Annotated in this window: 13 protein-coding genes; 2 read left to right on the top strand and 11 right to left on the bottom strand. The window is 61.7% G+C overall.

Going from position 1 to position 13,168, the window contains the following annotated elements:
* Window positions 1-147: 147 nt before the first annotated feature.
* Genes Q4C89_RS04440 through Q4C89_RS04420 form a run of 5 tightly spaced genes read right to left on the bottom strand, consistent with a single transcriptional unit; the run spans window position 148 to window position 4,353 of the window.
* Complete coding sequence (locus tag Q4C89_RS04440; protein WP_303101395.1) at window positions 148-690, bottom strand: hypothetical protein; 543 nt, start codon at window positions 688-690, stop codon at window positions 148-150.
* A complete protein-coding gene (locus Q4C89_RS04435) occupies window positions 687-1,487 on the bottom strand; it encodes an NAD(P)-dependent oxidoreductase (RefSeq protein ID WP_303101394.1) in 801 nt (266 codons plus the stop codon). The genes Q4C89_RS04440 and Q4C89_RS04435 overlap by 4 nt, the downstream gene beginning before the upstream one ends.
* Window positions 1,484-2,065, bottom strand: a complete 582-nt coding sequence (locus Q4C89_RS04430; RefSeq protein ID WP_303101393.1) for an SMI1/KNR4 family protein — start codon at window positions 2,063-2,065, stop codon at window positions 1,484-1,486. Before Q4C89_RS04430 ends, Q4C89_RS04435 begins: the two co-directional genes overlap by 4 nt.
* Window positions 2,062-3,621 (bottom strand): 5-carboxymethyl-2-hydroxymuconate semialdehyde dehydrogenase, encoded by a 1,560-nt coding sequence (gene hpaE, locus Q4C89_RS04425; RefSeq protein WP_303101392.1) that lies wholly within the window; start codon window positions 3,619-3,621, stop codon window positions 2,062-2,064. Before hpaE ends, Q4C89_RS04430 begins: the two co-directional genes overlap by 4 nt.
* 12 nt (window positions 3,622-3,633) lie before the next feature.
* Window positions 3,634-4,353, bottom strand: coding sequence for a hypothetical protein (locus tag Q4C89_RS04420; RefSeq protein WP_303101391.1), 720 nt, complete (start codon window positions 4,351-4,353; stop codon window positions 3,634-3,636).
* Between the two features lie 166 nt (window positions 4,354-4,519).
* Between Q4C89_RS04420 and Q4C89_RS04415 the strand changes: the two genes are divergently transcribed.
* The gene (locus tag Q4C89_RS04415) at window positions 4,520-5,551 is read left to right on the top strand and encodes a CdaR family transcriptional regulator (RefSeq protein ID WP_303101390.1); all 1,032 of its coding nucleotides are present in this window, start codon (window positions 4,520-4,522) and stop codon (window positions 5,549-5,551) included.
* A gap of 10 nt (window positions 5,552-5,561) precedes the next feature.
* Here Q4C89_RS04415 and Q4C89_RS04410 read toward each other — a convergent pair whose 3' ends face one another.
* Window positions 5,562-6,560, bottom strand: coding sequence for an LLM class flavin-dependent oxidoreductase (locus Q4C89_RS04410; RefSeq protein ID WP_303101389.1), 999 nt, complete (start codon window positions 6,558-6,560; stop codon window positions 5,562-5,564).
* Between the two features lie 52 nt (window positions 6,561-6,612).
* Window positions 6,613-7,518, bottom strand: coding sequence for a hypothetical protein (locus tag Q4C89_RS04405; protein ID WP_303101388.1), 906 nt, complete (start codon window positions 7,516-7,518; stop codon window positions 6,613-6,615).
* Window positions 7,519-7,871: 353 nt separating this feature from the next.
* On the opposite strand from Q4C89_RS04405, the gene Q4C89_RS04400 reads away from it, so the two are divergent.
* A complete protein-coding gene (locus Q4C89_RS04400; protein WP_303101387.1) occupies window positions 7,872-8,804 on the top strand; it encodes a tyrosine-type recombinase/integrase in 933 nt (310 codons plus the stop codon).
* Between the two features lie 152 nt (window positions 8,805-8,956).
* Here the strand turns inward: Q4C89_RS04400 and Q4C89_RS04395 are convergent, their stop codons facing one another.
* The 4 genes from Q4C89_RS04395 to Q4C89_RS04380 all read right to left on the bottom strand — a co-directional run bounded on the left by Q4C89_RS04395 (window position 8,957) and on the right by Q4C89_RS04380 (window position 12,931).
* Complete coding sequence (locus Q4C89_RS04395; RefSeq protein WP_303101386.1) at window positions 8,957-9,649, bottom strand: histidine phosphatase family protein; 693 nt, start codon at window positions 9,647-9,649, stop codon at window positions 8,957-8,959.
* Window positions 9,646-10,743 carry a phosphotransferase family protein gene (locus Q4C89_RS04390; protein WP_303101385.1) on the bottom strand — a complete coding sequence of 366 codons (1,098 nt, stop codon included), beginning with the start codon at window positions 10,741-10,743 and terminating at the stop codon, window positions 9,646-9,648. Before Q4C89_RS04390 ends, Q4C89_RS04395 begins: the two co-directional genes overlap by 4 nt.
* Window positions 10,740-11,540, bottom strand: coding sequence for an SDR family oxidoreductase (locus tag Q4C89_RS04385; protein WP_303101384.1), 801 nt, complete (start codon window positions 11,538-11,540; stop codon window positions 10,740-10,742). Before Q4C89_RS04385 ends, Q4C89_RS04390 begins: the two co-directional genes overlap by 4 nt.
* A 143-nt stretch (window positions 11,541-11,683) precedes the next feature.
* Window positions 11,684-12,931: an acyl-CoA dehydrogenase family protein gene (locus tag Q4C89_RS04380; RefSeq protein WP_303101383.1), complete on the bottom strand. Its 1,248-nt coding sequence runs from the start codon at window positions 12,929-12,931 to the stop codon at window positions 11,684-11,686.
* Window positions 12,932-13,168 lie beyond the last annotated feature (237 nt).

Raw genomic sequence — 13,168 nt, 5'->3', positions numbered from 1 at the left:
TTTCTTGCCCATCCACGTACAGGCGCGGCGGATTCTGGCGCAGGCGTTCCAGAAATTGTGCGCCCGTGACGGCCCCAGTGCCGCTCTGGTGCATGGGGGGGATGGATTTGTCGTGATGGGTGGTGGTCATAACTCCTCCTTAAAGGGCTAGTTTTCAGAATTGAAAGCCTGATAGAAAACTAACTCCCGATACTCTGAATTACGGGCGGCTTCGTAAAGGGCAGGTTTGTGGTGACGCTTGAAAGTGGATTGAGATTGACGATTGATTTCAGCCCTGGCAGCAGCTTTCCAGTCTTTTACAACCTGCTCGTTTTCCAAGACACCACGGAGATTACGGGTCAGACCGTAGGCGGGCGGAACGTCTCTTTCACCACGCAAAGCATCGAAATGTCCCATAGATTCAAAAAGCGGGTGACCGTGCTCGTAGCCTCTTGGAAGAATCAGAAAAGCCATTTCCTGACGGCGATGAAAGGCAAGCAGGTAGCGCATTCCAAGTGTAGTGGCGAGGACATAGACAGATTTCGGCTTGCCAGTATTGGTAACAAGTTGAGGATGACCATTTGGTAAATCCAACCCTTCCAAAAGAACAGAGAGTAAATCTAAATAAGTGTCAATTGTACTTTGGTCGCCCCAATGATGAACAATTCGTATCAAATCGTGATGACCTTCAGGCAAATTAGGGATATTCACCGCCCCGCCCTCCCCACATACCCCGAATCCACGAAAACCCCACCCTGCCGCTGCTCGGTCATGTCATTCTCATCGCCGTGGATGTGCTCCACCTCGACGGCGTAGGCCTCGGCATCGTCCTGCGGCACGTAGCCCAGCACGTCCCAGCCTTCGGGACTCATCCAGCGGCGCGTGTTGCCACTGATGCCCGCCACGACCAGAAACCCCATGTCGGGCGCAGTCACAGCGCGGGCGAACAGTTGCGCGGCGTCACGCGGCGAGAGCCAGGTGGACAGGTGGCGGCGGTCTTTTGGCTGCGGCTGGAAAGAACAAATCCGCACGCCCACGAACTCCAGACCGTATCGCTCCCAGTACATGCGGCCCAGCGCCTCGCCAAAGACCTTGCTCACGCCGTAGTAGGTGTCCGGGCGCACGGGCACGGTGGGCGAAATAGTCTCGCTGCGCGGGTAAAAGCCGACGGTGTGAATGCTAGACGCAAAGGCTATGCGCTTCACACCTGCCTGCCGCGCTGCTTCCAGCGCGTTGTAAGTGCCGTCCATGTTCACTGCGCGGATGTTGGCGTAAGTGTCCTCGTCAGCAATCCCGCCCAGGTGAATCACCGCATCTACGTCCTGCATAACCTTTTGCACGGCGTCAAAGTCGGTCAGGTCGGCATACGCGATTTCTTCGCCCGCTTGCGTCTGACCCAGGTCGCGGTTATCGGTCAGGCGGATGATGAGATGCTCCCGCAAGAGCGCATGCAACGCCGAGCCAACCTCGCCCGCTGCGCCCGTGATGAGGAGACGCTGGGGGATCAAGGAGCATCCTCCATTTCCTCGTCCAAATCGTCTACCGAAACGACAGCGTCGTCGTAGATGACGAATTGCTCGGCTTCCAACCCTTCGGCGACCGCCGTCAGATAAGCGCTCAGCGAATCGTACTCCGGCTCGTTGGGGCCAACTTCATGATCCATGAAAAGCACCTGCCCAAGCGTTCCGCCAGAAGCAGGAGCCGTATCAATAACCATACCGTTTCCGCCCCCATCAGCATGAAGTGGAATCCATGCGGGGTTCCACCAGCCTGCCTGGAGGCGGGTAGATTCCTCGTTATGGTCGGCATTGTCGTCGAAGCCCCCACCTTCCAGCAATTCCATCCAGACGCCGCGCTCGTCGGCTATCCGCACCAAAGACAACAGTTCGCCCCCAGCCCAACCCGACCAAGTGGTGCCATCGTGTCGCAATAACGATTCTTTCAGTTCTGCGGGAAAGGTCAGACCCATATTTGTTTCAGCCTCGGCAATCGCGTCGGCAGATGCGCCCGCGTTCAGCAGATGCGAGGCTCCTCGCGCTTCATACCACGTCTCAATGCGCTCCCAGACGTCAGAAATCTCGCTCATTCTCCCGCCTCCTTCTTGCCGACTGCCGGAGCCTGCCCGACCCCCAACTTCGCCGTCTTGTGCGTCCCCAGCGAAATGGCGATGTTCTTGGTTTCCATGTAGAACTCGAAACTGTAATCACCGCCGTCACGCCCGATGCCGCTGTTTTTCACGCCCCCAAAGGGCGTAGGCAGGTGACGCACGTTTTCACTATTGACCCAGATCATGCCCGCTTCCAGGCCATGCGCGAAACGGTGGGCGCGGGTCAGGTCATTCGTCCACACATACCCAGCCAGCCCGTATTTCACGTCGTTGGCGAGGTGCAGCGCCTCGGCTTCGTCCTTAAAAGGAATGGCGGTCAGCACTGGCCCGAAGATTTCTTCCTGGGCAATCCGCATGTCGTTGCGTGCCCCCGTAAACAGCGTGGGACGCACGAAATTGCCCCTGTCGCCCACGCGCACGCCGCCCTCGGCAATGGTCGCACCTTCCTCGCGGGCACAGACGAAATAGGACATCACCTTGTCGAAGTGGCGCGGGTGAACCAGCGGCCCCACCTCGGTTTCAGGGTCAAGCGGGTCGCCCACGCGGATATTCGCGGCGCGTTTGGCAATACGCTTGGTGAATTCGTCGTAGATGCCTTCCTGAATCAGCACGCGGCTGCTGCTGGTGCAGCGTTCCCCATTGAGGCTGTAAATCATGAACACCACGGCGTCCAACGCTTTGTCCAGGTCAGCGTCATCGAAGACTACCACCGGGTTTTTCCCGCCCAGCTCGAAGTGAACGCGCTTGAGGGTGTCGGCCCCCTGCCGCATGATGTGGCTGCCCGTGGTGGTTTCGCCCACGAAGGCCACGGCCTTAATCAGCGGATGCTCGGTCAGCGCCTTGCCCGCGCTTTCGCCAAAGCCATGCACAAGGTTATGCACGCCTCCCGGCAGCCCGGCTTCGTCCATGATTTCGGCCAGCAGTGTGGCGCTCACGGGCGACCACTCGGCGGGCTTGTGGACGACGGTGCAGCCTGCGGCGAGGGCGGGCGCAATTTTCCAGGTAGACAGCATAAACGGCGTGTTCCAGGGCGTAATCACGCCCACCGGGCCAATCGGCTGGCGAATGGAGTAGTTAATGAATCCCGTGGTGGGCAGGCTTTGCCCGTCCTGGGCAGCGGGGGCGCGGTCGGCGTAGAAGCGGAAATTTTCGGCCCCACGCGCCGCCGCCGACTTCATGAAGCGGATGGCCTGCCCGGTATCGGTGCTTTCCAGCACGGCAATTTCCTGACTCCGTTTTTCAATCAGGTCGGCAATCTTGTGCAGAATCTTGCGCCGCTCGGCCCCGCCCACCTCGCGCCAGGTCTGGAAGGCGTCATGGGCAGCCCTGGCAGCGCGGTCAATGTCGCCCGCGTCGCCTTCTGCCACTTTCACCAGAAATTCGTTGTCCACGGGCGAGTGCGCGTCAAACGTTCGGCCCGTCTGCCCATCCACCCACTGCCCGCCGATGAAGTGCTGGAGGCCGTTTTTCAGTCGGCTCTCGGTGAGTTGGGCCAGGAGATCGTGATTGGCCTGGGCGGCTTCGGATTTGGTCATAGATGGGACTCCTTATGGTTTGGGGGAGCTGGAGGAATAGGCCAGAAAGTGCTCGGTAGACTGCACCTTATTGCCTCGCAGAACTTGAACGAAGTTGGCGCGTTGGTCGTATGTGACGATGTAGGAATACCCGGAAGAAGTCTCGAACAGGTAGACTGGCCCTGTATCGTCATGCTCCACGGTGCCGCCCGTCACATACACCCCCGCCGAGCCGTCGAAATTCCGCGTGGCATAGGTCACCGCTTTGCCGTTGTTCCAGATGATGACGGTGCGCTTCTGCGTTACGCCGATGAAGGTCGCGTCCTTGACGTAGCGGCATGAATAGTCCTTATGAGCCAACCTGAACGAGACAACGCGGCTCATCCTGTAGGACGGGTCTTGAACATTTTCAATGTTGCTCAGGCGAACATAGTCATTCGGCGGTAGCTTTTGCCCTGGCCCGCTTATTGCGTAAAACACTGAACCTGCTGCGCCTTCACCCGCGCCGAGTTGAATGGTGTCTCTGTTGGGGCCACCTGAACGGCCCTTGAGCCAAGTGACGAGAGTGGCAGGCTGAGGCTTGGTCGGCTTTTCCCTCACTTGAGTGAGGGCTAACACTCGGTCAGGTGCGTCGCACCAAGCGAAAGCCTCCTGCTTTTTGCCATCCAGAGCGACGTAAGACTTCATCTCGTAGCCTGCCGCATTTGCCCCTGCCCAGGTCAGAGCGCAGGCCAGCAGCATTCTTTTTTTCATCCTGCCAGTCTGCGTTTGCCCCATGAGACTCCTGTCAGGAAACGCCCGCTTTCCTGTCCCGATTCGCACTGTGTTGACCTTTGACCTCAAAGGATACGGGGCAGTTGCCCGCCTTGCACCTGGCGAAACCGACAAATTTTGTGACGTAGTTTGTAGAATTCTATAAATGCCCGGCACCGCTGACACGTCCGCCTTACTGAGCCTCCTGACCGAATTACGCGGCGCGGCAGCGGCAGCCCAGCCCGAGCGTGAACTGGTGAAGATGCTGGCGCGGCGCACCGGGGGCGGGGCCGAAATTCGGGCGAGTTGGGGCGCGGTGGTGGCTGAGGCTGGAGAAAAAGCGGGCGCGGGCCAGAGCTTTCGCTTGCAGCAGAGGCGGCGGCATGTGGGGCGGCTGACCCTCTGGACCGGGCCGGAGTGGGCGGCGCTGGGGCCACTGGCGGCAGACTACGCGCTGCTTTCACGCTTGCAATCGGCGGCGGTCGGGTCGGCGCGGCGGCGGGTGGGCGAGCGCACGCTGACCGCATTGTTGTCGGGCGAATTGCTGCTGGGTGACGAGGCTTTTGCGGTGGCGCTGGCTGACCTGGGCGCAGGTGAAGGGCAGGGTCGGGGCACCCGCGCTCAGGCGGCGCAGGCCTACGCGCTGGACGTGCTGACCGAGGTGGGCGAAGGCTACCTGACCGCCATTGGCCTGGACGGGCTGGCGACGGTGTGGCAGGGGCGGGCACTGTGGTGGTGGCCTTCCGAAAATCCTGTGCAGGAGGGAGCCGACCTGTTCGCGGCGCTGCGGGCGTCGGTGGGCGGCGTGCGCCTGGGCGTCAGCGAACGGCACCAGGGCGGGGCGTTGGCGGCGGCGCTGGATGAGGCGCGTCAGGCCCTCGGCGCGGTCAGGGGCAGCGGTGTGCAGGTGTTCCGCGAACTTGACCCGCTGACGCCGCTGCTCTCCAGCGAAGCCGCTCAGACCCTCCGTGCCCAACTTCGCGCCCGCCTTGCCGCGCTGGATGACGCGGGCCGGGTGGAGGCAACTTTGCGGGCGTATCTGGCACACTCCGGCACGTTGGCGGCGCTGGCGGACGCGCAGCACGTTCACATCAACACCCTGCGCTATCGCCTGAAGCGGGCCGAGGACGCCCTGGGCCTCAGCCTGGGCGACCCGGCGACCCTGGCGCGGCTGTATCTGGCGCTCGGGGCAGACTGAAGGCGATGATTTATGCGCGGGCGGCGCGGGCCAGCAATCGGTAGGATTCCTGCCGTGCCTGGGGGTCGTGGACGTGGGTGGTCACCATCAGTTCGTCTGCGCCGGTTCGCTGGGCCAGTTCCTGAAGGTCGGCCCAGACCTGCTGTGGTGTTCCGCGCACCACTTTTTTAAGCAGCGATGCGGGATTGGCCCCCTGCGCCGCCAGTCGCTCAGCCGCTTCGGCTGGTTCGAGCAGCGGTGAACGTTGCCCGGTCAGGATGCCCAGCGACAGGGCCGCCGTGGTGAGCGACAGGTGTTCGGCTTCCTGGGTGGTTTCGGCGGCGAGGGCGTTGACCCCCAGAATCGCATGAGGTTCCGCCAGTGGGCCGGGCCGAAAGTGGTCGCGGTAGACCCGCAGCGCCGTGACCGGGTCTTCCTGACTGAAGTGGTAGGCGAAGGCATAGCCCACGCCCAGCCGCCCAGCGAGTTCGGCACCGTACAGACTCGACCCCAGAATCCACAGGGGCGGGAGCGGCACACCCTGGGGTTCGGCGTGAATTTCCTCGAACAGCGACCCGGCGGGCCATTCGCTTTCACCCGCAAAGGCCCGCAGCAGGGCAATCTGGGCCGGGAAATCGTCGGCCAGCAGCGCCTCGCGTGAGCGCCTGAGGGCCAGGGCCGTCTTCCCGTCCGTTCCCGGTGCGCGGCCCAGGCCCAGGTCTATGCGGCCAGGAAAGAGGGCTTCCAGGCTCATAAAATTCTCAGCGACTTTCAGCGGCGAGTGGTTGGGCAGCATCACTCCGCCCGAGCCGACCCGGATTCGCTGCGTGCGGGCCGCCACCAGGGCAATCAGGATTTCAGTGGCGGCACTGGCAAAGGCCACGCTGTTGTGGTGCTCGGCAATCCAGAAGCGGGTGTAATCATGGGTATCGGCCACCTCCGCCAGTTCGAGGGTATGCCGCAGGGCCTCGCCCGGAGCCTGACCAGAACTGACGGGCGTCAAATCGAGTACGGAAAGAAGAGGAGGCATGGCTCAAGTGTGCACCGCTGCGGGGTCAGGGGGCGTGTTGGGGGCTGCAATTCTATCCCGCGTCGGTTTCTCCTGACGGGGACGTTATGGATTCAGAGGCCGTATCGGTCTTGCGGTCAATTTCAAGCTGCTGGGCCAGTCGGCGGGCGAGGGCGTAAGCTTCGTCACCTATGAATCCGGCTTCGTCGGCAGTGAGCGCAAAGTCGCGCAGTCCAGCCTTGCGAAGTTTGGCGGGGTTTACAAAGGCCAAGTTGGCTTTGCGGCAGACCTGAAAGATGCGGCTGCGCAGGGCATCGTTGTTCTCATAGGGAAAGATGCGGCCGGTGGGATGGGCCAGGGGACCGCCTGCTTTTGCCAGCAGACGGTCAAGGGCAGCGTAGCTCTCCGGGTCGAGCTTGCAGATGGTGCGCCGCCGCAAGATGGTGCCGTCGTTGTGCTCGAAAGCGGGCCAGCGCAGGGTCAGCAGTTCGGCGACCTGAAAGGTGTGGCGGTACATCAACGTCAGGGCGGCGAAAAGTGCCGGGTCGTCGGCCTCAGCCTCGGCATGGACGAGCAGGCGCTCAATGTCCTCGCGGGGCGGTAGCTTCTCGACCTTACGTTCGCCGGGTGGACGGGTCATGCCGCGTAGCGGGTGCTGAATGATGACTTCCTCATCCATCAGCAGGCTGTAGAGCTGGGACAGTGTGGACAGCCGCGCCACCACCGTATTTGCCTTGGCAGTGCCTGGGCCTTTGACCGTTTCATGCAAGGGTCCCTGGAGCCAGCCCACGAAGTCTTCGGGCGGGTGCAGCAGATTGACGTGGTCGCGCTCAGCAGAAGCAAAAATCAATCGCAAGTTGGAGCGGAGTTGCTTGAGCGGCCACCGCATGTCGTGCCCCAGGACGCCCAGCACGGTGTCGAGGTCGGCTTCCTGCATCGCCCGCTTCAATTTGAGATGTCGTTCATCTTGAGGGTGCATTTATGCCATTTTATATGCTTAAAAAGCACCACGTTGCACCCTGTATCTTTATAAGAAAATATATGAACAGCCAGCGGCTATCCGAAGTCGCCCCATAGTCGTTGCCACCAACCTGTAACGCTCAATCCAGGTATTTGCGAAAGCGCAGGCATCGGCATCGGTGTTACAAGCACTAGAGCCACAGAACTTTTGGGAGCAGTTGGGTAAGGCTATGGCAAAGGCCTTTGAACTCCCAAGACCAGAGCTCCCAGACCAGCCACTCCTACTGGCAAAGTAAAAAGACAGCTCGTCACTTATGGCCACGGAAATTGCTACTTCTGGTAAGTGGGATTACCAGAAGTTAGATTAGCAACATGACTTTGGCCCGTTTTCAGGAAGACCCATTGGCACCCGCTCAGGAATGGATAGCCTGGCCCTCTGAGGAGCGCCGCCGCCGGGCTGTAGAAGCTTGCGCTCTCCGCGATAAAGAAACCCTCTGGTCACTGACACTTGCCTACCAGACCAGACGGCACGGTGTTGCCAGTACGCAGACCCTCAGGAAGTACCGGCTGGGCATGCAACGTTGGATTGAATTCACTGGAAGCTATGCCATTGGCCTGCTTCAAGCCGAACCCGAACATGCAGACCTATGGCTCAGACGAATGGAAGCTGAGGGGCTCAAGCCTATGTCTGTTGGAGTCTACCTGGCTGGGGCGAGGGCTTTTTATCAGGCTTTACGTTGGGCCAAAGCCACACGACTCGACCCTTTCCGGGATGTACGGCCTCAGCATGACAAAGTGAGGCCCCAGGACAAGAGGCAGCCTTATACGGAGGATGAACTGGAAAAGCTACTGGCCTTGGCTGACGCTGATATGCGCGTTTTGCTTTTGCTTGGAGCCAGTGCTGGGCTACGTGCTTCCGAGATAGTGAATCTTCGTTGGGGCGATATTGATAAAGCTGAAGCTGTTGCGACCGTAACAGGCAAAGGTCGTAAAACACGCCGGGTCATCCTGTCAGGCTCTTTGCTGACGGCGCTAGATGACCTTGTGCAAATTGCACCAGAACAAAGAGTTATAGGGCGTTCTCCCGAAGCGGCCCGTCTACGTATGAAAGCGCTGTGCCATCAAGCTGGCGTCACCTACAAAGGTCTGCATGCTTTACGACACTCGGCAGGAACACGCTTGGTTCGAGCCGGGTTCGCCTTGCAGGACGTAGCAGAGCATCTGGGTCATAGCGACGTTGCTACCGCTCGTATCTACGGGAAATGGGCTGACGACCGTCTGCGGGATTTTCTTAAAGGGCAGTGATTGAACTTCGGACTGGGGTGAACAGAGCATGAGATGTTCTCCTGTTCATTTCATTCCAGTGAGAGTGACGAGAAAAGAAGTGACATATAAATAAGAATATCGTAGGGCAAAAGGGCTGTCCTACAGAAATAAGTAGGACAGCCTTTTTGCCCTCAGCGCCAACTTCTCAAATCCGTTGGCAGATGGCCTTCCTCGTTGAAACTGTCGAGGCTGACGCGTCCACTGCCGAAAGTCATTCGGGTGATGCTGCCATTTTTGACCCGCCAATTGAGCTTGAGGGCCGACGCATCTGGCGCATCCAGGGTCATGGCCACCGCCAAGCCGATGACCCCGCCACTGGTAAAGACGGCGACCCGACTGCCCGAAGGCAGCGCCAGCACGTCACCCAGGCCAGCACGCACGCGGGCACGGAAAGCAGCCCAGCCCTCCACCTGATGGTGGGTCACGCTCCCAGCCTGCCAAGCTGCGGCCAGAGTCTCGAGCATTCGCTGGAAATGGCGGTTGCGTTCCGGACCATGCCGCCCTTCGGCAAAGGCCTGTACCAGGGCGGCAAAATCGGTGTCCTGAAGAGCTAGGAGCGGCGCAAGCACATTGATCAAGCCGTCGCCGTCGAACTCGGACAGACGTGGGTCGGTAACGGGCGTAGGCCAGCCGCGTCCCTCTGCCGCCAGTTCCGCAGTGCGGCGCTGACGCACCAGGGTGCCGTGCAGGACATGGGTGGGCGCAAAGTCAGCCAGGGTCTCCCCCACTGCCCGCGCTTGCGCCTCGCCCAGCGGCGAAAGTCGGTCGGTCTCGGCCTCGAAGGGTGTGGCCTGACCGTGCCGAATGAGCAGCAGTTCGCTCACGCCTGTTCCGCCGTCTGCGCTATACGCCGCCACGCCTCGCCTATCAGCCAGCGGGCCTGCTCGCCTAGCGCGGCAAAACGGGGATCACGGGTCTGCCCCAGGCGGTAGCGGGCAAAAATCTGAAGAACGATGACCGCCAGCTTGAAGTGGCCCAGCACCTCGTACCACATCACCTGGCTCACGTCGCGTCCACTGCGCTCAGCGTAACGGCTCAGGAACGCCTCACGGGTCAGAAATCCGGCCTCGTGTCCGGCAGCTCCGATGTGCGGCCCAGCGGCTCCGGGCTGCGGCGGTGAAGTCCAGTAGGTCAGGGTCAGGCCCAAATCCACCAGCGGGTCGCCCACCGTCGTCATTTCCCAGTCGAGCAGCGCCGTCACCTTCGAGGGGTCGGCGGGGTCGAGCATCAGGTTGTCGAGCTTGAAGTCGTTGTGGACGAGGGTGTGCGCCGATTCGGGCGGCACGTTCGCTTCCAGCCAGGCGATGACGAGTTCGTCGCGCAATTCGGCGGGCGGCGGCAGGTCGCCAGAGTCACGGAGCAGTTCACGCGCCCGTCGCCAGCGGCCCGCCCAGCCCTCCACCTGACGGCGATTGAAGCCCTCCGGTTTGCCGATGTCGCGCAGGCCCGCTTCGTCAATGTCTACGGCGTGCAGGTCAGCGAGCGTATCGGCCAGCGCCTCGGACATCTGGCGGGGTGCGTCGGGCAGGTCGGCGTACTCGGCAGGAATCCGGGTGCGAACGACCACGCCGTGCCGCCGCTCCATCAGGTAAAAAGGCGACCCCAGCACTTCCGGGTCTTCGACCAGCAGCGTAGGTTTCGGCGCGACGGGCAACACCGGATTGACCTTTTCCAGCAAGCGATACTCGCGGGCCATGTCGTGTGCGCCTTTCGCCACCGGCCCCAGCGGAGCGCGGCGCAGCACATATTCATGATCTCCGGCCCGCAGCAGGTAGGTCAGGTTGGAAAAGCCGCCGGGAAACTGTTCGGCGCTCAGGGCGTCCACGTCGCCTGCCACCTGGCCGCGCAGGAGTTCGCGCAGGCGGTCGAGCGGCAATTCCTCGCCGGGACGCATGGGGGCCGTGTCACTGCGGGTCATGAATGTGCCTCGCCTGCCCCTTTCTTGTTGCGGGCCTGCTCCACCATGGCCTGGGACTTGCCGCGCAGGTAGGCCATCTTGCCAATCCAGTTGTCGTAGTCGGCGGCCTTGTTCTGGAACTCGCGCACGGTGGTTTCGTGGGTGGTAATCAGGAAGCCGTCGCGCCGCAGAACTTCCAGCGTCTTCTCCACCAGTTCGTCGGTGCTGATGGCGGTCTGCTGGAGGAAGGGCACATGCTGAATCATGGGCGTCCAGACCCCTTCGGGACACAGGCACGACACCTTGATGCCCTGGTTCCTGTAGGTAATTGCCATCCACTCAGCAAAGGCCAGCGCCGCGTGCTTGGTCACGGCATAGGACGCGGAGTGCAGTTCGGTGAGCAGGCCCGCCGCCGACGCCGTGTTGAGGAAATAGCCCTCGCCCCGCTCCAGAAAGTGCGGCAGCAGGTGACGCGCCGCCCAGACGTGGCTCATGGTGTTGATGCGGTAGACCAGGTCCCAGATGTGCTCTGACGTTTCCGGGCCAGCGCCCAGGGCCACGCCTGCATTCGAGCAAAAGAGGTCAATGCGGCCTTCTTTCGCCAGCACGTCGTCAATGACGCCCTTGACTTCTTCTTCCAGGCTGAGGTCGGCACTCAGGAACCGCGCCCCAATCTCCTGGGCGGTTTTGGCTCCCAGTTCGGCGTTGCGGTCGACCGTGACCACCGTCGCGCCTTCCTTGACAAACCGCGTCGCCAGCGCCAGCCCGATGCCCGACGCGCCGCCCGTCACCACGATGACTTTATTTTCAATCTGCATCTGCCTTTCCTCCCCGGTGAAAGAGGCACGCCGAACCTGGCATTTCGCATGTTCGGAACAGAGCCGAAAACGCTTTATTCTCGGTTGGGCGTGCTTTCTTCGCTCGGTTCATCCAAAGATGAACTGCGACCTACTTACTTGTCTTACTGTTGGCGACCCGCCCGCAGATCTACGCCCTGGCGGCGCAGTTCTTCCTTGGCGACGGTTTCGGTGTGGACGATGTCGGGGCCGTCGGCCAGTCGCAGGGTGCGGGCATGGGCGTACATCATGGCGAGCGGCGTGTCCTGGCAGACACCTTCACCGCCGTAGACCTGAATGGCGCGGTCAATAACGCGCAGGGCCACGTTGGGGGCCACCACCTTGATAGCGGCAATTTCGCCCTTGGCGGCCTTGTTGCCGACCGTGTCCATCATGTAGGCGGCCTGCATGGTCAGCAGCCGGGCTTGGTCGATTTCCATGCGGCTCTGGGCAATCATCTCGCGGGTGTGCTGGTGCGCCGCCAGCGGTTTGCCGAAGGCCACCCGGCGGGCGCTGCGCCCAATCATGAGTTCCAGGGCACGCTCGGCACTTCCAATCAGGCGCATGCAGTGGTGAATGCGTCCTGGCCCCAGACGTCCCTGGGCAATCTCGAAACCGCGTCCCTCGCCCAGCAGCATGTTGCTGGCAGGCACGCGCACGTTCTCGAAGGTCATCTGGGCATGTCCGTGCGGGGCGTCGTCGTAGCCGAACACGTGCAGCATCCGGTCCTTGGTCACGCCGGGCGCGTCCATCGGCACCAGAATCATGGACTGCTGGCGGTGACGGTCGGCCTGCGGGTCGGTCTTGCCCATGAAAATCAGAACTTGGCAGCGGGGGTCGCCTGCGCCGCTCGTCCACCACTTGCGCCCGTTGATGACGTATTCGTCACCGTCACGAACGATGCTGGATTCGATGTTGGTCGCGTCGCTGGAAGCCACCTGCGGCTCGGTCATGGAAAAGCCGGAGCGGATTTCGCCCTCCAGCAGGGGACGCAGCCAGGTCTCTTGCTGCTCGGGCGTGCCGTAGCGGGCCAGCACTTCCATGTTGCCGGTGTCGGGCGCGCTGCAGTTGAAGACTTCGGGCGCCCACCAGACCCGACCCATGATTTCGCACAGGCCCGTGTATTCCAGGTTGGTCAGGCCCGGCCCGAACTCGCCCTGGGGGTCGCTGGCGGGCGGCAAAAAGAGGTTCCAGAGGCCCTCGGCCCTGGCTTTGGGCTTGAGTTCATCGAGCAGATGAACATGTTCCCAGCGGTCACCCGTTTCGACTTGCCGCATAAACTCGGCTTCGTTGGGGTAGATGTGGTCGTCCATGAACTTCAGCAGGCGCTGACGCAGTTCCTCGGAGCGGGGTGTGGTGCCGAACATGGTCATAGGGGTTCCTCCTGGGGCAAGCGCACGGGGGCCAGGGCCGACACTGGGCGGCTGACACCGGGCCTGCCAATGGTCAGCTTTCCGGTGTCTCGGCCAGCATTTCAGCGCCTTTCACCGGAGCCGCGTCCGACTTGACGATGGTGCCCAGCGCCGTGGCGACCAGTTTTTCGCCGCTGTCGGTTACGGCAAAAATGTCGCAGCGGGTCACGGCCTGCCGCTTGCCGCCGCTGATGACGC

The sequence above is a fragment of the Deinococcus sp. genome, assembly GCF_030523985.1.
Lineage (GTDB): Bacteria > Deinococcota > Deinococci > Deinococcales > Deinococcaceae > Deinococcus.
This window is presented reverse-complemented; position numbering and strand designations above follow the sequence as displayed.

Bases quoted from the DNA above. Each gene is read 5' to 3' on its own strand.
- Q4C89_RS04430 (WP_303101393.1), bottom strand. From the start codon at position 2,065: ATGAGCGAGATTTCTGACGTCTGGGAGCGCATTGAGACGTGGTATGAA.
- hpaE (WP_303101392.1), bottom strand. From the start codon at position 3,621: ATGACCAAATCCGAAGCCGCCCAGGCCAATCACGATCTCCTGGCCCAA.
- Q4C89_RS04420 (WP_303101391.1), bottom strand. From the start codon at position 4,353: ATGAAAAAAAGAATGCTGCTGGCCTGCGCTCTGACCTGGGCAGGGGCA.
- Q4C89_RS04415 (WP_303101390.1), top strand. From the start codon at position 4,520: ATGCCCGGCACCGCTGACACGTCCGCCTTACTGAGCCTCCTGACCGAA.
- Q4C89_RS04410 (WP_303101389.1), bottom strand. From the start codon at position 6,560: ATGCCTCCTCTTCTTTCCGTACTCGATTTGACGCCCGTCAGTTCTGGT.
- Q4C89_RS04405 (WP_303101388.1), bottom strand. From the start codon at position 7,518: ATGCACCCTCAAGATGAACGACATCTCAAATTGAAGCGGGCGATGCAG.
- Q4C89_RS04400 (WP_303101387.1), top strand. From the start codon at position 7,872: ATGACTTTGGCCCGTTTTCAGGAAGACCCATTGGCACCCGCTCAGGAA.
- Q4C89_RS04390 (WP_303101385.1), bottom strand. From the start codon at position 10,743: ATGACCCGCAGTGACACGGCCCCCATGCGTCCCGGCGAGGAATTGCCG.
- Q4C89_RS04385 (WP_303101384.1), bottom strand. From the start codon at position 11,540: ATGCAGATTGAAAATAAAGTCATCGTGGTGACGGGCGGCGCGTCGGGC.
- Q4C89_RS04380 (WP_303101383.1), bottom strand. From the start codon at position 12,931: ATGACCATGTTCGGCACCACACCCCGCTCCGAGGAACTGCGTCAGCGC.